The sequence below is a fragment of the Paenibacillus sp. P36 genome (genome assembly GCF_045866505.1).
GTDB classification, from domain to species: Bacteria; Bacillota; Bacilli; order Paenibacillales; family NBRC-103111; genus Paenibacillus_E; species Paenibacillus_E chondroitinus.
This window is the reverse complement of record NZ_AP038372.1, coordinates 2,272,552-2,294,179: the sequence shown is the minus strand read 5'-3', so window position 1 is coordinate 2,294,179 and position 21,628 is coordinate 2,272,552. Positions and strand designations below refer to the sequence as shown.

Genomic DNA, 21,628 nt, shown 5'->3' with positions numbered 1-21,628 from the left:
CCTCACTTCGTGGCCATTGGAACTTTCTTCCCAAGAATGTCGAATGAAAACCCACTAGTGGTACTACTTTTCAGTCTAGAAAAAGCAACAAAACCAGTTTGAATTTGTGGTTCATCAAAACGAATCCAACGTTTTAATTGTTGCTCTGCTAGTAACATTTGATCAGTTTGATCAAGTAAAGTAAGTAATTGATAGGGATGAAGATCACCATTATTTACTCCCATTTCTTCGACTTTTATAGTGAAATTAGCAAGTACTACAACATTCTCAGGCTTTTCTAACTCAACATCAAAGCTATCCATATCAATCAATTTCATATAAGGATCATCAGGATCCGATGGATCAGCAATGATCAATTGGTTCAACTTCACTGTCACACCAGTGCCGTATGACCACTCAGTCCCTACTTCTCTTGCCTTCAACCCCAACATAGTCCCCACATTACTCCCAGTCTCAGCAATCTCAGCCGCGCTCGCCGCATACTTATCAACCGGCAACTTCTCCCCATTCTTGGCAGCAAGAATCCGCTCAATGATCGTAATCGCTTGAGCACGCGTACTAGTCCCATACACGTCCAGATCTGTCCTACTTACGCCATGAATTAGCCCCATTTTCGTAGAATCAACCATAGATCCTTTCAATGTCTTATCGACACTTCGCACGCTTAAAATAGACATCTCATACCTTTGCAGCGGTTCGTTGTACCGTTCTGGAAACTCAGCAGGAATAATTCCCTGCGACTTCAAAAGATTCACATAGGGCTGAAACCACCCATCCCCATCAATTTTGTTGACCTTCTCCCCTGTAGCCACCGCCACCATTTTAATAAACTCAGCACGACTAATTGGGGCATCAGGTTTAAAAGTGCCATCCTCGTAACCGTCAACGTACTTCTTTTGAACGGCATTCTGAATAGAAGATTCTGCCCAGTGCTGGTATGTGTCTTTGAATTGAGAAGCGCTCTGTGCAGAAGAATTCATGACATCATAACCAACGGATATTGCACAAAGTACTGTCATTCCTAATACAGAAAATCTTTTTCTCATAAATAACCCCTCTCTCATCACTAACAGGATACAAATTTGGTAGTAAAATCCTATAAAACAACATAAAAAACCACCCTGCCATCGCAATGAACGAAACTCAACGATGACATGGGCGGTTCTTCCGCGCGAAATATTTGTATTACTCCAAAAATACCATATACTAGTATTTTTGTAAATCACTAATTTTGAAGCTCGTGGGCATTTCTCAGAGCAGTAAGCTCCTCGTCCGTTAACTCTCTCACTTGGCCTAATGCTAGGTTTGGATCCAAAGCAAGCGGGCCCATGGAAATGCGTTTTAAGTAGGCAACTTTCTTGCCTACGGCTTGAAACATTCGTTTCACCTGATGAAACTTACCTTCCATAATCGTTAACTCAATCTCGGAAAGCACTCCGCTAGCTTCGTTACCGACACTCAGAATTTTTAAGATACCAGGCAGCGTCTCATACCCATCGTCCAAGGTCACTCCATACGAAAATGCCTCGATATCCTCCTCGGTAACCTCCCACTCGACCTTAGCAAAATAAGTCTTAGGGACGTGCTTACGTGGAGAAAGCAAGTTGTGAGCTAGCTTCCCGTCATTGGTAAGCAAGAGAAAACCTTCGGTATCCTTATCTAATCGACCTACTGGAAAAACTTCAAACGGCGCATATGCCGCGTCCAATAAATCCACTACGGTACGATCACGATTGTCCTCAGTAGCGGAAACTACGCCCTGCGGTTTATTCATCATCAGGTAAACGAACTCCCTGTAACGCACGGTTTCACCGTTTACCTGGATGATGTCCTTATCGGGATTGACCTGCATCCCGCTGTCTTTGATTTTCGCGCCGTTCACATAAATTGCGCCTTCTTTAGCAAGGCGCTTGAGTTCAGAGCGCGAACCGATGCCCACATGGGCGAGTATTTTATCGAGCCGTTGTGTTTGTTTCATGACCGCTTAGGTCCACCTCCAGCCGGGCGGGTATTCGTTTTTCAGCATCCCGTCGATCCATTTGCCCCAGCCGACGGGATGTTCGTCAATGCAGACAAGGCAGTAGCCTTTGGCTGCCTTGGTCACTTCCGGGTCGCGGATAATCTCGCTCTCCGCGACTTCGAGCGTCTCGCCCTTCAGGTACCGAAGGGCTCGCTCGTCGCTCGAAGCCAAGCTCAGCGCTCGCTTGGCTTCGCGCAAACGCAGTCCCATGGCTAACGCATGGGACGGCTCAAATCGGCCGCGGTGCAGCGCGCCGATATACCAACCAGGCCGCACGACTTTCAGTCCGTGCAGCTCCGGCAAACCCGCCGGCGACGCATACGCGTGCTCGCCGTAACAGACCAGCCGCAAAGCGGCGAAAGGCTCGCTGCGCAGCAGCTCGTCTTCGAACGCCTGAAGCGGCTCCAAGCTCACGCGGGACTCCGTCCCCGCGCGGCCCTTCCCACGCAGCGCATCACGACCGCTGCGCCCCGCTCCTGCACTCGCCCTTACGCTCTCTCCGACTTCCGCCCTTACGCTCTCTCCGACTTCCGCCCTTCCCCCGACTCCAGCATCCGCCCCAACCCCACTCCTCAACACAGCAACATAATGCCCCTCACCGCGCAACCGGTGCGGCCAAAGTCGCGCAGTCCCAGCAACCGCTTCCCGAGCCTGAGGCGAATAATTCTCCTCACACCAAGGTGCACGCAGCCAATCCGGCTGTCCATGGTCGAAACGGTCAATCGGCACCACGTCAAACGCAGGATGTTTGTCCAAAAACTCCGCAATCTGCGCCTCGTTCTCCTCCGGTGAGAACGTACATGTCGAGTACACAATGGTTCCGCCAGGTGCCAGCATTTGTGCCGCTTGTCCAAGCAGTTCCCTCTGCATAGCGGCAAATTCCTGCACAGAATGGCGCTCCCACTGCTGCATCATATCCTCTTCCTTACGGAACATGCCTTCCCCTGAACAAGGGGCGTCTATTAATATTTTATCGAAATAGCCTTGAAACACATTCATCATTCGCTCCGGCCGTTCATTCAAAACAACGGCATTCCGAACGCCAAAAAGCTCTAAATTTTTGACCAGCGCCTTCACCCGGTCCGAGTGGTTGTCATTCACGACAAGCACTCCCTCGCCCTGAAGTTTTGCTGCAATTTGAGTAGACTTCCCGCCGGGAGCCGCACACAAATCGAGTACTTTTTCGCCGGGCTGAACCTGAAGCAGCTCTACCGGCGCCATAGCGCTAGGCTCTTGAATATAATAAAGTCCTGCATGATAATACGGATGCTTGCCAGGACGTTCTCCTTCTTCATAGTAAAACCCTTCGGACGCCCATGGCACGGGTTCCAACGTGAAAGGACTTTTATCCAGAAAATCCGCTTTGGTGATTTTACTTGTATTTACCCTCAAACCATAAGATCTTGCTTGGTCGTAAGAGGCAAGAAAGCGTTCAAACTCATCTTCCCCTAATAAATCAATCATTTTATCCCTAAATAAGGGCGGCAGCTGCTTCGTCATCCGACATCTTCTCTTTCCTCTTTTATCTTCGCTATTATAGCTGAACTGTCACGAAACAGCCAATTATTTTCAAAATCTGAACAGGATATGATATACTTTTTATCGAAATTAATAGTTAGTATACAAGACAAGATGAGGTGCATGAAATGAAGAAGCTGCTTATTTATCTAGGCATTGTTGTTATTTTATTCGGGGGTTTATATTTCGTTAATCAACAGTCTACCAAATCATCGGATCAAGCCAATGCTGGAAATCCTTATGGTGTTGCGGCATCCAAGCTAAATCCCGAAACGGTGAAACAATTAAACGATCCGAACTACCAGAACCTGATTTTGCCTAAAGATCTCGATCAAAGGCTGAAGAACAAAGAAACATTTTTCCAATACTACTATGCATCCACTTGCCCGCACTGCAAAATAACGACTCCTGTCCTTGTTCCTATTGAAAAAGAGCTCGGTATTGATGTCAAACAGTTCAATTTGGAAGAATTCAAAGACGGTTGGGAGAAATACAAAGTTGACTCCACACCAACCCTGATTTATTACAAAGACGGCAAAGAAGTAGATCGCATCGTTGGCGGTGTTCCTGAAACCGGCGCAACAGGCGGTAATACACCTGAAATGTTTAAAGCTTTTTTCCAGAAATACAAAGGTTAATAGGTACGACAAAAGCAGCGGATAACGCTGCTTTTTTTCATTTTAATGGCTGCCCGTCTTTTTTCGAATCATAGCAAGGCCTAGAAGTAATAAAGGGATGACGAGCCCAAAAGTCCCCGAGTAAAAGAGCCATATTTTAGAAGCAAACTTAATGAAATAGGCGACATTCGGGTAGGCGACGACCGAAAGTACAACTAAAGTCATTCCCAAAGGAATATAGAGCTGCCGGATTTCATTCAATTTAAAAATCTCGCCCAAGGCCACAGCGGACGCATATAAGCATAACGTTAGCTTAAAGTAAATGGTAATGAACCAAATCCCCGCCATAACGACCTCAAGACGTTCAAGAAAGCTGCCAATCGATATTCTTCTGGCTAAGGAGAAGCTGGGATACATCTGGACTGAAGTTAAATCGTCCCCTAACACAAGAATAGAAAGAAGCGAGATAATAACAATCAAGGAGCCTCCAATGCACACTCCTGCAAGAAACGCTTTGCCCAGCTTTTGCGTTTGATTGACGAAAGGTAGAATCATTAAAAAGACTACCAGTTCCAAATAAGGAGTGCCAATGAGGGGAAGGGAAGCACGTACAATCGGTTTGAAGCCATATCCGAATATCGGCAATATATTGTTTGCTTTCATTTGCGTCGGCAGCAGGATGAACATGAGGAAGAAAAAGAGCAGCACCCATGGCAGGAAGATTTCCGATGTGCGCGTAAAGGTTTCCAATCCGTTTCGAATGCCCAAAATGACGATCGCCAAAAAGAAGATATGCGTAAATTGCAGCGGTGTATCCACAAGGACTTGGGTTGAGATAAAATCACCCAGATTACGAAGCACCAATGCAGCTAAAATGAAAAAAAAGCAGAAATAGAGCAAGCCGACGGCTTTCCCAACCCATTTTCCCATTAATTCCTCACAGTATTTAACCAGTGTTTGCTGAGGAAAACGTTGACCAAGAGCCAGGTATAAGATAACAAGCAGCAGACCTGCTAGCAGACCTAGAATGGCAGCAATCCAAGCATCCTGTTTGGCATCATAGGCAAGTCCCGAAGGAGCGATGAGGATAGCGCTGCCAATCGTAAATAAAATAGTCAATATCGTAAACTGGTGAACGCCTATCCTACCCTTCTCAAACATGTAACTCACCTCTATTTTAGAATGCCAAAAACAAATCGGCTGACCGGTTGATAGACGTATGTAATCCATTCCATCGGATTCGGAAGCTTCACTCTCTCAAATTGCAGAATGCAAAGCACAGATCCTATGATTAAAAGCGATAAAAATACCCAGATTTCCGGAATTTGTCGTTTGCGCATTAGCTGTGGGAGTTCAATCAACCCTGTGAGAGTCGCAATGATCAAAACCGAGACGATAACTCCCATGTCTTCACTCCTCTTCGCGGCGCATTATGATAGAGTTATTCGTTGTGCCTAGACGGCGTATGTGTAAATCTGCAGAGATATTTACTTGCAGCTTGGCGAATTCATTCTGCCAATCGGGCTCCAACTCTTTCCACAGCTTAGGGGACGCATCTTCAATCACCTCACCAAAACCGAAAATATCCGCTTTATTTTCTTTGGCTTTGTTAATGGAAGCATACATCACTTTTTTCAGGGATTTGACAGCGGTTTGCTCAAGTTCATGAATGGTCTCCGGGTCCAATAAATCGATCTCACACTGAACTTCACTTACATTTTCCTCTAAAATGACATGCAAATTGATTTCAGGCTTCCCGTTTTTCACTGCTCCTTTCATCTTGGACTTTGAACGAATAATTTCTACGGTTATCGTTCCACCTTTGGGACATGCCAAATGCCCCATCGTGCTTTTTACGTTACCAACGATATAGTTGTATCCTTTACTTTCATCCTCATTAAGCCAATCAATCAATTTATCTTGCTTAAACAGCGCTAACCCAGTGTACTGCAAGTTCGTGATTGGTTCCGTTTCCGCTAATGACGATTTGGAGCTTCCCTTCTTGGGATCCCCCTCAATTCGGATACCGGTTAACACCGATTCCGTCGTCGGCTCACTAAGCTTCGTTATGAACTGATCAATACGAACACTGACCGTTGGTGCCCACGCCTTTTCTGACGTTTCTAACGTCTTGAACATCTTGTTCGCTGGAATCCTCTCGATTGGTGTCAATATTTTCAGCACTTTGGAGGCAGTCGTACCTCGGGCAACGATGATGTAGAAATCAGATCGGACTTCATGATCTCTGGTGATGCCATCCAGAACTTTAGCAACGCCTTCTCGCGCAAGTTCCTCACCGATTACGACAATACGCAAATGGGATGCGAACAATTTACGGGGAGCTGAAGTCGTTAATTTCCTTGCCGCTTCCAGCGTTGAAATCCCTCTCGCTGACAGCGTTGTGATGGGTGTGCTGTAGCCTGCCCCCTTTTTCGATGCTACTTCATTAGGGTTCACGATTTGCGCAGTCACCAAGTATTCGTCTCCGCTTTTATCAAAGCCTATGCCAACCGTAATAGCCAAATCATTCAATTCATGCCGATCCCAACACCCTGAGAGTACAAGCCCAAGTAAGCTTAGCGTACACAGAATACGACCTAATCTTTTCATTGGCTGATCCCCCTTTATCTTTGTTTTGGTTTGGTTGTTGGGGCATTGTTTTCGCGAATAATATTCTTCTGGTTAATAAATCGGGGTCTGGAGAAAAGGCTCCACTGCGGCAATCTGAGAATCGTGTCCTTCTGATCATCCATGACGAACGGAGCCATCGGAGACATGTATGGAACCCCGAAGGAACGCAGGGAGCATAGATGTTGAACCATCGCGATTAAGCCAACGGTAATGCCGAATAGGCCAAAAGTAGCCGCAAATATCATCAATATAAACCGGATAATACGTATAGGAATCCCCATACTGAAAGCTGGAATCACAAAGTTCGCAATCGCTGTAATTGCCACAACAATGACCATAGCCGGTGAAACCAATCCTGCATCCACGGCTCCTTGCCCGATAACAAGCGCACCTACGATAGATACTGCTTGGCCTACCGTTTTTGGCAGTCGAACGCCGGCTTCACGCAGGATTTCAAACGTTACTTCCATCAATAAGGCTTCCACAAAGGCAGGAAAAGGAATACCTTCCCGCTGCGCCGCTAAATTAAATAATAGTGAGCTGGGCAGGAGCTCTTGGTGAAATGTCGTCATCGCGATATAAAACGAGGGAGCCATCAAAGAGATGAAAAAACACACATATCGCAGCATGCGAATCAATGTTGCAAATTCAGCCCGTTGATAATAGTCCTCTGAAGATTGAAAAAACTGCGTAAAAAAAACGGGAGCTTCGAGCACAAACGGGGTTCCATCCACCAAAATGGCGATGCGCCCCTCCAATAAGCCGGATGCAATCACATCAGGACGCTCGGTATTGTAGACCGTTGGGAACGGCGTGAACGTTTCATCCTGAATCAGTTCCTCGATATTTCCGCTTTCAAGAATACCGTCAATATCAATGCGCTCAAGCCGTTGCCGTACCTCAGCTACAATTTTGTCATTCACAATCCCTTTGATGTACATCATCGAAACTGTTGTTTGCGTTACTCGACCTATGGTCATGCTCTCCAGCCACAAATTCGGGCTCTTGATACGCTTACGAATAAGCGAAATGTTCGTGCCTATCGACTCTGTAAAACCATCACGTGGTCCTCTCACAACAGACTGTGTGGTCGGCTCCTCTACTGATCGCTGTTGTTCAGAAGCTGTATTCACGGATAATACCTGTGTATAACTATCGACAAAAATGACGGTTTCGCCTGACAAAATCCGATAACATACATCTTGGTAGTCCTGGATCGTTCTGACTTCCCCTAAGGTCTGAAGAATATTCGTCATTAAATCAGGCAGCTCATAGAAACCCGTTTCCAACGCTTCCACGATTTCAGCCGATTTGGCGCTCAAGCCGTTCATGATATCCTGAAATAAGTTTTTGTCCACCATCTGCTCAAGAAAGGCGAAACCAACTTTGATGTTGGCATCCAGTTCCAGGTACATTTCCCCCGTCTTAAGATCGTCGCTGTTGCCAAAAGTCGCTGTGATTTGTGCGATATTCAATTGGCTGTCGCTAAGGAGGCTTATATGCGAAAGAGGATCCTCGTGCTCCTGGGAGCGCGTGCTTGGAATTCTTTTATGATTGAATAGTTGATGTAGCGTCTTGGACCAAAACATGTTATCTCGCCACCACCAAGCTCTTTTTGAAATCCGTTCATCTTGTGGGAAGTTTTCCCTTCCACGCTCAATTTTATGTATTAAGGACCGAGACAATGGAAAAAGGACCTCTGCCGCCCTAAGGGGAGAAGTCCTTCAATTTGTTGCTTCAATTATTTTCAACTGCTTGCACTTGTATAATGCCGCAAGGCGAATTTCCATAAAATGCGTGTCAGCGTCAAACAAATAGCTGCAATCGCCACACTCGAGGCAACTTGCCAAAGGCTGATACGTCCAATTAGCGCGGAAGCCGGAAAGGTTGTGATAAAAGCAATCGGAAATATATACGTTAACGTGAAGCGTAAAAAACCTTTATACACCGAAACCGGAAACCTTGCCGTTTCAAAAAATGAGCTGAATAAGTACGATAAGTTATCTACTTTGACAGCCCAGAAAGAAAACATCATCATCCCCATCCATAGTGAATAAACGACGACAAGAGCTGCTAGAAATACAATAGCAAACTGGATCAACTCGACGAAACTTGGTACAGCATTAAGCTGCCAAAGTGCATAAGCAACTAAACCAAATCCGAGCACAACATCAGATAAACGCCAGAAAACAAGATGCCTGAAACTAATATAAAACTGGCTATCTACCGGCTTCGTCAGTACAAAGTCCAGTGTCCCTTTACGAATATGATTAACAAGTCGCGACATATTAGGCTGCAGGATAAATTCGATAAAACCATGCACCGCATTGAATATGCCAAGCAAGACAAGCACTTCATAGAAATCCCAACCACCAATTTCCTGTGTCCGATAAAAATATAATTGCACGGTCAGGATCGCCATCACCAGCCAAAATACCGTTGATAACATATTCGCTGCAAAATTAGCGCGATACTCAAACTCTTCCACCAAACACGCACGCATAAATTCGCGAAATAGCCGAACATATTTCATCTCAGGCTCCCTCCCCTCCTCATCCGCCTACAGCACCATATTTCTTAATCCCTTTTCTCCACAGCAATCGAAATGTTACGAATAGCAGGATGAGCCATGCAAGTTGGATCGCGAAGTTCTGAAGGATAACAGGAGACCCCACCTCGATTTTACCGACCAGGAGTTCTACAGGAAAACCAACAGTACCGTAGAAGGGCAACCAAGCAGCAACCTTTTCTACCCATGAGGGAAACATGCTTAGAGGCGCGATTCGACCTGCAAGAAAGAGATGAAAACCCTCGTAAAGGCTGTAAATCGCCGTGGCACGATTCGTCCAAAAGGCAAACAGGCCAAACTCAAAGCCGATCAGAAAACGGATGGCTGAGGACACCACGATAGCGCATAAAAAAAGTAGAATTATTTCCAAGGAAATAGTCAGCCTTAATATAGGGAACAAAGCTGCGGCAATCACCCACGCCGGGATTAAGAGAAACGCAAAAAACAGTTTGTACACGAGATTTTGCGAGATGCTCCAATGCACAGGGTGGAAAGGGCGAACTAGTTTTGATGACAAAGATCCATCTTGAATACTGGCGTCTAACTCCCATACATCCCAAGTGCTCGTTAAACGGTCAACGACAAGAACACCAAGAAAATACACCATATAATCATGAGCATCATACCCGCCGATAGCTTGATTGTTGCTAATCGACAGCCATACCGCCATAGAGACAAGGGGCTGTATAAAAGCTCCGACCATCCAGATCAGCGACTCACTGCGGTACGCAAACATCACCGCCCATTCCACGCGAAGCAAGACGCGATATTTTTGCCAGAATAGTGCTAATCCCTTCATGCTCCGACGCTTCCCCCTTCGGTCCTTGCCTCAAATGCTTGAGCAATCACCGATTCCATGGATGGATCCTCGATCGTTAAATCCAATACATTCAGCTTGGATAAAAGCCTTGCCGAAAGCTCCGAAACTTGCTCTCTCGGTACATCCACTTCAAGATCCGGAAACATATAGCTGACTATCGTTCCCATCCCGTGGACAACATCCTCAAGCTCTCGCTCATGCGCACGTTTAGCCAATTGAAGACGAATACGCTTGTTAGGTGCGTACTTATCTATCAATTGATGGATCGCCCCATCATATAACAGACGGCCTTTGCCGATGACTAGCACGCGCTCGCACAATGCGGTAACATCGGCCATGTAATGGCTGGTGAGCAGAATAGTCGCTTTATATTTGCGGCTGTAATCTTGAATGAACCGGCGCATAACTTCCTGCATATTCACGTCCAGCCCAATCGTCGGCTCATCGAGAAACACGATTCTTGGCCGGTGCAGAAGCGCAGCAGCCAGCTCACATTTCATTCTCTCTCCTAGCGAGAGCTGCCTAACCGGCTTGCGGATAACTTCCTCCAGCTCGAGAAGCTGTACCAAGTCTCCCAAGGTTTCATCGTAGATTGAATCGGGTATTTCGTAGATAACTTTGTTAACAAGAAACGTTTCTGCTGCGGGAAGATCCCAAATCAGCTGGCTTTTCTGACCCATGACCAGAGAAATCTGCTTCTTGAACTCTTTTTTATGCTGAAAAGGAACAAAACCGCCGACATTCACTTCACCACCTGAAGGATGCAGCAGTCCAGTGAGGACTTTCATCGTTGTTGTTTTGCCAGCCCCGTTTGGACCAAGAAAGGCGACGATTTCTCCCTCAGGGATGAAGAAGGATACATCATCTACGGCTTTAACCGTGCGGAACTTACGGTGAAACAAGCTTTTAAGCGAAGCGAGGAAACCCGGCTCCCGTTCGTGCACTTGATACCATTTGCTCAGCTTACGAACCTCAATCATGGCCTTCCTCCTCATGCTGGGGCGGATGCTGTTTCATTTCATCCAGAAGATCACATAGTTCCGGGTCTATGAGATGAATGGTCAGATCATACGGTGCGAAGGGCTCTTCCTTAATCCGGTGCAGTTTCGATACATAGATGTTGCTTTCTTCCATCAATTTTCCTAAATCGATACCAAGGGAATCCTTCGGGTAAGGAGCCAACTTATCCAAACCTGCGCTAAAAAGCTTAATGGAACCGCTTACGTTTCCATTCGCATGATGATAAAGGCCCACTGCAATCTGCAGTAGACCTTGATATAGAGGGCTCCGGCCTTCTTCCAGCCAAAGCTCCTCCATCACTTCATGGCATTCAAAATAATCGCGCAGCTCGTTAAAATAATATAAGTAAGCTACATATAATCGATCGTAAGCAGCCATAGATCAGTTTTGATCTCCTTTTTTCGCTCGGGCGATTGCGGCTTCAAGATCGGAGGACAAGTCGCTTAAACCGTCCTCCGTTTCCCAAATTTCGTTAAATCTCAGCTGAAATTGCGCTGCTTCCCGAACTCTGTGATAGAAATAAAGTTCCTGAATGTTGCTGAGCACTTTATTGACTAAATTCGAGTTATCCTCAAACATTTTCTGCGATTCAACGATTTCCCCGCGAATGCTGGACATTTCCTGATCCAACAGGTAAGCAGCCTCTGCTGCCTTGCTCAAACGAGCCCTTACATCAGCTGGTAATTGCTCTTTATATTTATAATTCAAGGAATGTTCGATCGTCGCCCAGAAGTTCATGGCAAGGGTTCGAATTTGCACCTCGGCCAGTATTCGCTTCATTCCTAATGCCGTTTGTACCGGATACTCAATAATGATATGAAAGCTTCGATATCCGCTTGGTTTCTTATTGGTAATGTAATCTTTCTCGTAGACAATACTCATGTCCTGCCTGCTGCGAATGAGTTCAGCCAGACGTTCGATGTCCGCAACAAACTGACACATAATCCGAATACCGGCAATGTCCTCAATGCCGGATTCCAATTGATCCATCGGTACGTTCAAACGTTTCGCTTTTTCCAACATGCTGGATATTTTCTTAACGCGGCCTGTTACGAATTCAATGGGGGCATATTCTTCCCTGCTTTTGAGTTCGCCGCGCAGCGTTTTGAATTTTACCTTTAACTCTTCTACCGCTTGTTCGTAAGGCAGGAGAAATTTTTTCCAGTCTCGTCCATCCATTGATTTTTCCTCCATTCCGAATGAAGTCAGTTGTGATCTGCACCGATTGCCTGGGAAATATGAGTATACCCATCTTTTTTGAGTAAATCTTGAAGTCCACGATTAATGTTCGTAAGAATGCCTGGACCTTCATAGATTAAGCCTGTATAAACTTCAACCAAGCTCGCGCCGGCACGAATTTTGTCATAAGCGTCTTTCGCCGTAAATATCCCGCCAGCCCCAATGATCGGTAGCTTGCCTTCCGTCAGTTGGTAGACGCGTCGAATGACCTCCGTGGAACGCTGTGTGAGCGGACTTCCACTAAGCCCGCCAGCTTGCGAACGGTTCGCATGCAAGAGTCCTGCTCTGCTCAGCGTCGTGTTCGTCGCAATGATTCCGGATACTCCGCTGTCCTTGATCGTATGCACGGTCAATTCCAACTCATCATCCGTAAGATCCGGCGCTATTTTCACAAGAACGGGCTTACCTGCATCGCCATTCTTTTTCTGTTGAAGCTGCATTTCGGCCGTAACCGCATCAAGCAATCGCTTCAAATCATTCCCATGCTGTAAATTACGCAAGTCCGGCGTATTTGGTGAGCTAATATTAACGACAAAGAAGTCGCCGTATGTATATAACTCCCGGATGCAAGCCCGATAATCCTCTTCGGCCTGCTCATTTGGAGTCGTTTTGTTTTTGCCGATATTGATGGCAACTGGGATATCACGCTTACCTGTCTGTTGCAGGTTGCACGCCATCTCGTCCGTCCCAACATTGTTAAACCCCATCCGATTGATTAGCGCCTTGTCCTCGGGTAAACGAAATAACCGCGGCAGCTCATTGCCTGGTTGCGGCTTAGGTGTGATCGTTCCAACCTCCATGAATCCAAAACCTAACTGTGAAAATCCTTTAACTGCTTTTGCATTTTTGTCTAATCCTGCGGCCAAACCAACCGGATTGGCAAACTCCAGTCCCCATATACGCTGATTCATAAGTGGAGAGTTCTGCACTCCGTACATGGATTTAAGTAATTGCGCTCCGCCTGGGAAACGAGTTACCGCACTTAGACCGTCAATGGTCAAATGATGCGCCTTCTCAGGGTCCATTCGAAACAAAATTGGTTTGGCTAACTTCTTATACAGCATGTCCTATGCACTCCGTTCTCTAATGACTCTAACAGTCAGTTTAGCTGACAATGCCCAATTATGCAATCCGAAGTAAGGCATAAACTTATTTTTTCAAACAAAAAATCCCTGCTCCATGAAGGTTGCAAGGGAATAGATTTCGCAGCCAAACTCTATACTTCCGAACGCAGAAGCAGCCGTTCCAAATGCATCGTAAGATAACCGGTTTCGTCGTCCGGCACTTCCAATTGAAGTGCATCGCTGAGCATAAGCGACAGGACCTTCGCCTTCACATAGGTGTCCCCGTACTCTTCTTTGATTTTATCCAGCAGCGTATTTTGAAGTGTCTTTTTTTGTTTAACCCGCTCAATGACACCTTTCAAATGACTGATGAAACGCAATGTGGAGAAGGAGTCATCGAAGTTAAAGCCTAACTCTTTGGCCGATTCAATCGTTTTCGATACGATTCTGACAACCGCCAAGGAATCCGAAGCCTGCTCCTTTTTGCGTGCGCTATTAAAGTGCATCGTCAAAAAAGCAACCTCATCCTCCGGCAATTTGACATCAAGATGATCGTTAAGGAATTCGACTGACTTCTTGGCGACTTTGTACTCCTCCGGGTACAGATAACCAATTTCATAAGCAAAGGGATTCGTAATGAAAATGCCTCGTTTCTGCCGCTCAACCGCAAAATTGATATGGTCTACTAAGGAGGCATGAATCGTCTCCGAGAAATCACCTTCCAGCATGCTTTGCGCGTAAGCGATAACCTCTTCGGTGATCCCGATAATTTTCACATCAACAGCGTTAAGAATTTGTTCGTAATTCCTGAGCACCTCTGAGGTATGCAAGAGGAATTCTTGCGTGATTTCCGCTTCATCTATCGGCATGCCCGGTGTCTTTTTAAAGCCGATCCCCTTACCGAAAGCTATCGAGTTTTTCCCTGATGTCAAATGTGCCATCACCACATTGTGTGAGAGCACATGAATGATCGTCCGTTCAATCATAAGACACCTCCCTTTCTTTGTTTCGGGGTCCCCCTCATAAGTCGCCTTCCAGGGATATTTAGGCTTGTCCTGATTTGTCTTTTTGGATGTGAAGCATAGGTTTAATGCTTTCTCGAATTTGCTCGGACTCCGTTCCAAATACAACGTGTACATTCCCTTTTCCAAGCCGGATAACACCTATCGCGCCGAGCTCCTTGAGTTCATTGTCCAACACAAGCTTCTCTTCATTAACCAATAAGCGAAGTCGCGTAATGCAAGCGTCAATTGAAATGATGTTGGAAGGACCACCGATATGTTTTAAAATGCGGGTTGGGCGATCTTCTTTCGTCTCACTTAACGGACTTGCTTCCTCCATTTCTACCTCAGCCGTTTCATCGCGAGCGGATACTTTGATTGGGAAGAAATACAGATAAACCCGGAACGTTACATAATAGAGAAGAAAGTAACCTACACCAACTATAAGAATGAGATAAGGGTTCGTGGAGATATGCCAATTCAGCACAAAATCAATGAATCCTGCTGAAAAGCCAAAGCCCATTTTGACTTGAAGCACATTCATAAGCAGCATCGAAATACCCGTTAAGCAGGCGTGGATGACGTATAAGCCAGGAGCAACGAACATAAAAGCAAACTCGATCGGCTCCGTCACCCCTGTTAGAAAGCTGGTCAAACCGGCGCTTAGCAAAACAGGAACAACCAAAGGTTTATTGACCGTTGGTGAACTTTTAATCAAAGCCAAGGCTGCTGCCGGAAGTCCGAACATAATCACGGGATAAAATCCTGTCATAAACATCCCAGCTTCCGGGTCGCCCGCGAAAAATCTGGAGATATCGCCATGTACGATTTTGCCCGTTGCGGTGCTGTAATCCCCTATTTGAAACCATGCGATATTATTAATGATGTGATGCAAGCCGGTAGGAATCAGCAGACGATTCATCATGCCATAGATGAGCACACCGATATTCCCATTATCAACAATCCATAATCCGATAACGCTAATCGATTTCTGCACCGGGGGCCAGATGGAGCCCATCAGCAGCCCTAGAAAAACCATAACCATTGCTGTTAGCAAAGGAACAAAACGTTTTCCGCCAAAAAAACCTAATGCTTTAGGCAGCTGTATATGCTGAAAACGATTAAAGAGAGAGGCAGACAGGATGCCGACAAGCATCCCTCCGAGGACCCCCATATCCAAGCGTTCAGCCGAGTCCGTACCTGTATGAAAGAGCTGCAATACATTATTAAACACGAGATACCCTACCGTTGCCGCCAATGCCGCGACGCCATCTCCGGACGTCAATCCGATGGCAATGCCGATCGCAAAGATTAAGGGTAAATTGTCAAAAATCGCGCTTCCGCCTGACTCAAAAATATGAGCCACCTGCATGAGAAAAGGATCACTGAACGTCATTTTGCCTATACGCAATAGAATGGATGCCGCCGGCAGCACCGCAATCGGAATCATTAAGGAACGTCCCATTTTTTGCAAAAGATACATCGATCTCATTCTGTCTCACCTATTAAGCCCACAAGTTTGGCCGTTTCTTGTTTGCTCTTTCCTATCCCAATTATAGTAGAAAGAACACCCTCCCGAAAGGATAAAATCCTCTAGGATAAGGTGTTTTTTCTATGCAACAGTTTGCTGTTATTTCACCGCTCCCGCCGTAATCCCGCTTGCGATTTGGCGTTGGAAGATGATATACACAATCAGGGTTGGGAGGGTCGTAATCAGAAGACCTGCGAACAACGGCCCCCACTCCACACGATACTGCATTTCCGCTTGCATAACGGCTAAACCGATTGGAAGTGTGTACTTCGTTGGCTCATTCGTTAAAACAACGCCCAAGAAATATTCGTTCCAGTTATTGAGCATATTCGTAATCATAACCGTAATCAGACCAGGCTGTGACAACGGCAGCATGACTCGGAAGAAAGTACCGTAATGAGAGGTCCCGTCAATGATAGCGGCTTCTTCAATTTCTTTCGGCAGCGATTTGTAGAATCCGACCAGCAAGAAAATCCCGAATGGCAGGTTAAGCGCTGCGTACACAAGTATCAACCCCAGCCACGTATTGATCAACTGCAAATCATTGAGCAAGAAGAACAGTGGGATCAAAGCCAATGCGAAAGGTATCATCATCGATGAGATATAAATCGTAAAAATAATTTTATTTCCTTTAAAATCATACCTCGCTAAAATATACGCCGTCATCGCCGCAAGAATCATGCCAAGCAGGGTGCTTCCAGCAGTGACAATAATGGAATTCAGAAAATAAGTGCTGAAGTTATATTTGCTCCATACATAGGAGAAGTTGGACCATAACAGTGGATATTTCGGCAGCGCCCAAGGGGCGTTCAAGAAAAATTGCTCATTATTTTTGAGTGCGTCGAGCAGTGTCCATAACAAAGGATACAGGACGGCAACGCCCCAAATCAGAAGAATGATCCAGACAATCGTTTTGGCTAACGGATTTTTAATCTCCATAAGATGGTTCCCCCTCCTTCAGAATCTTTCTTTTTCTAAGATGACCTTAATGCATTTCGATGGTTTCCTGGCGCATAACGCGCTGCAGAATAAGGGTTGTGATCAGTGAGACGATCAGGATCATCACACCGATGGCCGCTCCATAACCGAAATGATACTGTTGAAAAGCCATCCGATACAGGTAAGATCCCATCACTTGGGTTGTATTGTCAGGCTGTCCGCCGTTCGTCATGAGCTGAACAATGACAAAGGAACCGTTGAGCGTTGTGATTACAATGTTAACAACCGAAACTTTAATTTGCTCCCAGATGAGCGGCATCGTAATGTTGCGGAATTGCGACCATTGACCGGCTCCATCTATATTAGCTGCTTCGTAATAGGAAGCAGGAATATTCACGATTGCAGCAATCATCAAGATCATGTAGAAACCGATACCAGCCCAGATCGTAGGCGGCAGTAACATCCAAATCGTATGCTGGGGAAAACCTAACCAAGTAATATCAACCTTTTCACCTGTAAATAGCGACAGGAAAGCATTCAGGAATCCAATTTGCGGATTGTAGATGAAGTTCCAGAGTACGCCGATAACAACGACTGAGATGACATTCGGGATAAAAAAGATGGCTCGGAAAAAACCGGATCCTCTTACTCTGAAGCGTGTCAAAGCGACTGCGAAGAACGTGGCCAGAATCATAATGCCAATCACTTTACCAACGACTAAGAAATAATCATTCCCAATGGCTGTAAGGATAATTGGGTCTTTAAATATCTCTTTAAAATTGTCAAAACCGATAAACGTGCTGTTCTCCGACATTCCTGACCAATCATAGAATGACTTCTGCAAGGCCTGTATAACAGGGTAGATCGTGAACACACAGAAGAATAAAAAAGTCGGAATGATGAATGAAGCGATGAACATATTCCTTTTCCACACTTTTGACTTAGCCTTCATTCTATCCTCACCGTCCTATCATTAAAATGGCGGAGAACGCCTAGGGCACTTAGCCTTATTTGTTCTCCGCACTTCCTCATTCCGTTGCTATTTCTTCTGCTTGGCGACGACATCCGTTACACGTTTTACCCACTCTTCAGGGGTAATGGTTCCGATTGTCAAAGCAACACTCGCATCTTGCATAGCTTTGTCAACGTCAGCTGCGAAGGAAACCGTAGGTACGACCACTGTGTCCGGTGAAGACAAGAATTTGGCAGCATCTTTAACGAAGTTAGGTGCTTTGGAGGAAGAGATGTCACCTTTAACATTCGAAGGAGCACCGCTCAGCTCAGCCCATTGGGAAGCTTGCGTTTTGGAGAATACGAACTGCATGAATGCTTTTGCAGCATCTTTGTTTTTCGCTTTTTTCGCGATGGCAAATGTCGCTGTGGACGTGTTCGCTACCACTTTTCCACCTTTATCTTGCGTGATGGAAGGGATGAATCCGAAGTCGAAGGAAGCTGGAACGTCTTTCGCCATTTCGTTTGGCAGCCATAGGCCGTTCGGGATGAAAGCGTCTTTGTGCTGCAGGAACAAGGATTGGGAATCCGTGTGATTGATTTGAACGGATGCTTTATCGATGAATCCTTTATCGCGCAATTGAACGATTTTGTTCAGACCTTTGATGATGGCAGGGTTTTTCCAAGCTTCAAGATTGTTTGTGGACATGTCTTGCAGCAATTTGTAGTCATTGTTATTCGCCGATACGATGGCAGGGAATAGTACTGCCCCATTAATGTAGTAAGGGTATTTACCAGTGTGAATGAAAGGATTAATGCCAGCGGCTTTAATTTTCTCGCTTACAGCAAGGAAGTCTTCAAAGTCTTTTGGCTCTGCCCAAGCTTTTTCTTTGAATAGGGCTTTATCGTAGAAAATACCCCATGAGCTCATAACGAAAGGTATGTTATAAATTTTACCGTCAAACTCTTGTGGCTTTTGTGCTAGCAAATCAATAATTTTATCGCCGTCAACGTTTTTAGCGTCTTTGATCCAATCTGTCAAATCTTCAAGTTGACCGTCTGTCACCATTTGACGATCGAACAATTCAGGTCCATCGATATATACGAAATCAGGTGGGTTACCAGCGATCCAACGGGGTTTCATTTGTTCGTTGATTTTTGGTCCCGCACTTTCTTTAATTTTCAGATCCGGGTTTGCCGCTTGGAAATCAGCAATAACTTTCTTCCACCATTTGTCGCCGTATCCGCCAACAAAGTATTGGATTTCAAAATCACCTGTTAGTTTTTTTGCTGCTGCAGCAGTAGGCGCAGCGCTTGCAGCGGCTGTTGCTGCTGGTGCTGTTGATGCAGCGGGTTTTGTCGTTTCTGCCGGAGCGGCGGTTTTACCACAACCTGCTGCTACAAGTACCATAGATGCAGCGAGGCCCATTGTTGACCATTTTTTCATGTTCATGTGTTCATCTTCTCCCTTTTTTAATAAATCTGTTTGTTATTTTGGAGTAGCGAATTCCCGTTATCCTGTCCATCCGACGTTTGTACGACCAACCCCTTTCAGCAATCCGTTATTGAAAAAAAATAAAAGGGCATAGTTATAGAAGAAGACTTGCTTTCTTCTAATAACTAATGCCCTTACGGTAACATGTTATTAAAACTAACATATTCAATTGTTTTTGTTGCTTCGTGTGATTAAATCTTACAATATAATGACATGATCGTCAATACCTGTTACAAAAATTTCCTTGTGACTACTATATTCTATGATCGACCCATCTTGTGATATGATAGATCATATCGTTTAATCCTAAGTAAAGGGTGATTCCTATGTCCAAACGTAAACCAACAGCTGTTAATCGTAGAGTCAAAGAGGAAGTCAATAAGAAAGCCATCATATGGACAGGCGCCATTTTGCTCGTTGTCATTATTGGCATGACATTACTGCTCATTTTGGACAAATGACTATAACTGAAATGATTGAATTTATCACATTTTGAATTGTAATCGCTTTCTTGGTGATTGTCAATACAAATCCTCAGCTGCTTGTATGAACAGGCAAATAACCCCGTCTGATTCTCATTCAGACGGGGTTTACTTCAATCATTTATAAGGCTGACAGAACAGGGTTAATCCAACCATTTATACTTCTTGCCTGGATTGCTGTCATTTGTCTGCAACGGCAGTCCAAAGGATTGATTCGGTTTTCCTCTCCCAGCTCCACTGCCAGGGGATCCTGTTCCCGCTCCTGATCCATCGCCTAAACCCGACTCAGGCAAAATCCCCTTGCCAATGGTTACTTTCGTTTGATGTGTCACCATGTCATAAAGCTCTTCAACATCCGCCTGCTGCATCCGGACACAGCCGTGAGACTCATCTTTGCCGATGCTGGAAGGCTTGTTCGTCCCGTGAATAGCATACAGCGTATCGGATAACGTCATACCTCGGCTCCCGAATTCACCATTCGATTTGCCGTTGGGGTTGCGCACCTTTTCGCTAATGATAAAATCACCCTGAGGCGTTTTCTCGCCGCCTAACCCGACAGGATAGCTGCGGATGATCTTATCTCCGCTAACCAAGGCAAGAAGATGCTTATCTGTGTCAATCATGATGCTGAGCGGTTCACGCAAAGGATCGCTTGATGTTTTAGGCTGCGAGCTGCTCGGTATAGTCGCCTCTTTGCCCTCTGGGCCAGGCTGAGCTCCCTCCTCCGCTTGCTTCGTCCCCTGAGCCTGCCCAGGTGTGGCAGGATTAGCTTTCAACAACTTGAGCGTTTGTGGAAACAGCTCCTTCATCTCCGGCGTAAGCCCTGGAAGCAAATTATCCGGGTAGGGCTTGGCCAGCTGATCAGGCGCCTCAGGCAGCGAACCCGTTTTCGCTTGATAAGCCTTCATCGCGCTCTGCAGCACTATCGCTTGTTCAAGATCCTTCATCCATTGCTCAATAACAGGAACAAGCGCTGCGCTGTCAGCAACTTGGCATGAGCATATTTGCGACTGATAGTACTTCAAAGCAGACGAATTCCCACCTCCACCATCAGACGTCACACTTAGCAACGGACTCACTGATCTGTTCCACTCGATCCATTTGCCATCTGCACTGCGCGGCGCTTGCATAATAACCGATTCTCCGGCGCTCAAGCTGGAAGTAGCAAGGACCTGCTGAAGTCTTCTCCCCCAATCCCCTTCCGAGAAATATAACTTCGTCCCTGGCCCTGGCACTTCTCCCTGTATTTGAGCGGATTGAACCTCAGCATTAGCATTCGCGTTTTTGCCAGGTGCTGTCTTTGCAGTTTCACTAGTCACACCGCCATTCGCAGAGTCTATTGCGGCTGGAACTGCCAAAAGCAGCAAAAGAACCAAGAGCGGCATCCACTTCCCTTTATTCCTCACCCGGTTCGAACTCTCTGCCCCCTTAACGTTCCTAGAGACGGTAGATGGATCAGTAGGAAGCGGACCTTCAATTATTATTTTTTGACGCTCAAAAGCCTCATAAATCTCGCCAGCTTGCGCAAAACAGTAGGCTGCCTTGCCTTCTTTCCCTTGCGCCGCGTATTCTCGCCCCAATAAATACCAAGCCATTTTATGATCAGGATGCTCTTTGACATATTTCTTAAGATACAGCGGATCTTCGATCGGATTATGTTGGAAGAATCGTTCCAACTGATCTTGGCGATGATTATTTTTCATCCCGGACACCTCCCCGCACGAACTTCGA

General features: G+C 45.8%; 21 protein-coding genes. 2 read left to right on the top strand and 19 right to left on the bottom strand.

Annotated elements, in window-relative coordinates:
* Positions 1–2: 2 nt before the first annotated feature.
* From ACKTT9_RS10530 to ACKTT9_RS10520, 3 genes are all read right to left on the bottom strand, one after another.
* The gene (locus ACKTT9_RS10530; RefSeq protein ID WP_407871497.1) at positions 3–1,046 is read right to left on the bottom strand and encodes an S-layer homology domain-containing protein; all 1,044 of its coding nucleotides are present in this window, start codon (positions 1,044–1,046) and stop codon (positions 3–5) included.
* 179 nt (positions 1,047–1,225) lie between these two features.
* Positions 1,226–1,978, bottom strand: coding sequence for a pseudouridine synthase (locus ACKTT9_RS10525; protein ID WP_407871496.1), 753 nt, complete (start codon positions 1,976–1,978; stop codon positions 1,226–1,228).
* A gap of 6 nt (positions 1,979–1,984) precedes the next feature.
* On the bottom strand, positions 1,985–3,520 hold the full coding sequence (locus ACKTT9_RS10520; RefSeq protein WP_407871495.1) for an RsmB/NOP family class I SAM-dependent RNA methyltransferase: 1,536 nt from the start codon (positions 3,518–3,520) through the stop codon (positions 1,985–1,987).
* Positions 3,521–3,666: 146 nt separating this feature from the next.
* Between ACKTT9_RS10520 and ACKTT9_RS10515 the strand changes: the two genes are divergently transcribed.
* Positions 3,667–4,176, top strand: a complete 510-nt coding sequence (locus tag ACKTT9_RS10515) for a co-chaperone YbbN (RefSeq protein WP_157322601.1) — start codon at positions 3,667–3,669, stop codon at positions 4,174–4,176.
* A gap of 42 nt (positions 4,177–4,218) precedes the next feature.
* On the opposite strand, the gene ACKTT9_RS10510 is transcribed toward ACKTT9_RS10515, so the two are convergent.
* The 15 genes from ACKTT9_RS10510 to ACKTT9_RS10440 form a co-directional block, all read right to left on the bottom strand.
* On the bottom strand, positions 4,219–5,316 hold the full coding sequence (locus ACKTT9_RS10510; RefSeq protein ID WP_407871494.1) for an endospore germination permease: 1,098 nt from the start codon (positions 5,314–5,316) through the stop codon (positions 4,219–4,221).
* 11 nt (positions 5,317–5,327) lie between these two features.
* On the bottom strand, positions 5,328–5,561 hold the full coding sequence (locus tag ACKTT9_RS10505; RefSeq protein ID WP_407871493.1) for a hypothetical protein: 234 nt from the start codon (positions 5,559–5,561) through the stop codon (positions 5,328–5,330).
* 4 nt (positions 5,562–5,565) lie between these two features.
* Entirely contained in the window at positions 5,566–6,765 is a 1,200-nt protein-coding gene (locus ACKTT9_RS10500) for a Ger(x)C family spore germination protein (protein ID WP_407871492.1), read from the bottom strand.
* A gap of 14 nt (positions 6,766–6,779) precedes the next feature.
* On the bottom strand, positions 6,780–8,375 hold the full coding sequence (locus ACKTT9_RS10495) for a spore germination protein (protein ID WP_407871491.1): 1,596 nt from the start codon (positions 8,373–8,375) through the stop codon (positions 6,780–6,782).
* Between the two features lie 158 nt (positions 8,376–8,533).
* Positions 8,534–9,319: an ABC transporter permease gene (locus ACKTT9_RS10490; RefSeq protein WP_407871490.1), complete on the bottom strand. Its 786-nt coding sequence runs from the start codon at positions 9,317–9,319 to the stop codon at positions 8,534–8,536.
* A 19-nt stretch (positions 9,320–9,338) separates the two neighbouring features.
* Positions 9,339–10,154, bottom strand: coding sequence for an ABC transporter permease (locus tag ACKTT9_RS10485; protein WP_407871489.1), 816 nt, complete (start codon positions 10,152–10,154; stop codon positions 9,339–9,341).
* Positions 10,151–11,155, bottom strand: coding sequence for an ATP-binding cassette domain-containing protein (locus ACKTT9_RS10480; RefSeq protein ID WP_407871488.1), 1,005 nt, complete (start codon positions 11,153–11,155; stop codon positions 10,151–10,153). Before ACKTT9_RS10480 ends, ACKTT9_RS10485 begins: the two co-directional genes overlap by 4 nt.
* Positions 11,148–11,573 (bottom strand): DUF309 domain-containing protein, encoded by a 426-nt coding sequence (locus tag ACKTT9_RS10475; protein ID WP_407871487.1) that lies wholly within the window; start codon positions 11,571–11,573, stop codon positions 11,148–11,150. The genes ACKTT9_RS10480 and ACKTT9_RS10475 overlap by 8 nt, the downstream gene beginning before the upstream one ends.
* 3 nt (positions 11,574–11,576) lie before the next feature.
* Positions 11,577–12,374 (bottom strand): GTP pyrophosphokinase family protein, encoded by a 798-nt coding sequence (locus tag ACKTT9_RS10470; protein ID WP_127454532.1) that lies wholly within the window; start codon positions 12,372–12,374, stop codon positions 11,577–11,579.
* Between the two features lie 26 nt (positions 12,375–12,400).
* A complete protein-coding gene (locus tag ACKTT9_RS10465) occupies positions 12,401–13,498 on the bottom strand; it encodes a quinone-dependent dihydroorotate dehydrogenase (RefSeq protein ID WP_407871486.1) in 1,098 nt (365 codons plus the stop codon).
* A 152-nt stretch (positions 13,499–13,650) separates the two neighbouring features.
* On the bottom strand, positions 13,651–14,484 hold the full coding sequence (locus ACKTT9_RS10460) for a PRD domain-containing protein (RefSeq protein ID WP_157322619.1): 834 nt from the start codon (positions 14,482–14,484) through the stop codon (positions 13,651–13,653).
* A gap of 58 nt (positions 14,485–14,542) precedes the next feature.
* Entirely contained in the window at positions 14,543–15,991 is a 1,449-nt protein-coding gene (locus ACKTT9_RS10455) for a PTS transporter subunit EIIC (protein WP_407871485.1), read from the bottom strand.
* A 138-nt stretch (positions 15,992–16,129) separates the two neighbouring features.
* Positions 16,130–16,969, bottom strand: coding sequence for a carbohydrate ABC transporter permease (locus tag ACKTT9_RS10450; protein WP_407871484.1), 840 nt, complete (start codon positions 16,967–16,969; stop codon positions 16,130–16,132).
* Positions 16,970–17,015: 46 nt separating this feature from the next.
* Positions 17,016–17,921, bottom strand: a complete 906-nt coding sequence (locus tag ACKTT9_RS10445; protein WP_127454540.1) for a carbohydrate ABC transporter permease — start codon at positions 17,919–17,921, stop codon at positions 17,016–17,018.
* 87 nt (positions 17,922–18,008) lie between these two features.
* Complete coding sequence (locus tag ACKTT9_RS10440) at positions 18,009–19,373, bottom strand: ABC transporter substrate-binding protein (protein WP_407871483.1); 1,365 nt, start codon at positions 19,371–19,373, stop codon at positions 18,009–18,011.
* Positions 19,374–19,741: 368 nt separating this feature from the next.
* Between ACKTT9_RS10440 and ACKTT9_RS10435 the strand changes: the two genes are divergently transcribed.
* Positions 19,742–19,876: a hypothetical protein gene (locus tag ACKTT9_RS10435; protein ID WP_258567649.1), complete on the top strand. Its 135-nt coding sequence runs from the start codon at positions 19,742–19,744 to the stop codon at positions 19,874–19,876.
* A gap of 164 nt (positions 19,877–20,040) precedes the next feature.
* Here ACKTT9_RS10435 and ACKTT9_RS10430 read toward each other — a convergent pair whose 3' ends face one another.
* A complete protein-coding gene (locus ACKTT9_RS10430) occupies positions 20,041–21,600 on the bottom strand; it encodes a L,D-transpeptidase family protein (RefSeq protein WP_407871482.1) in 1,560 nt (519 codons plus the stop codon).
* Between the last annotated feature and the right edge of the window lie 28 nt (positions 21,601–21,628).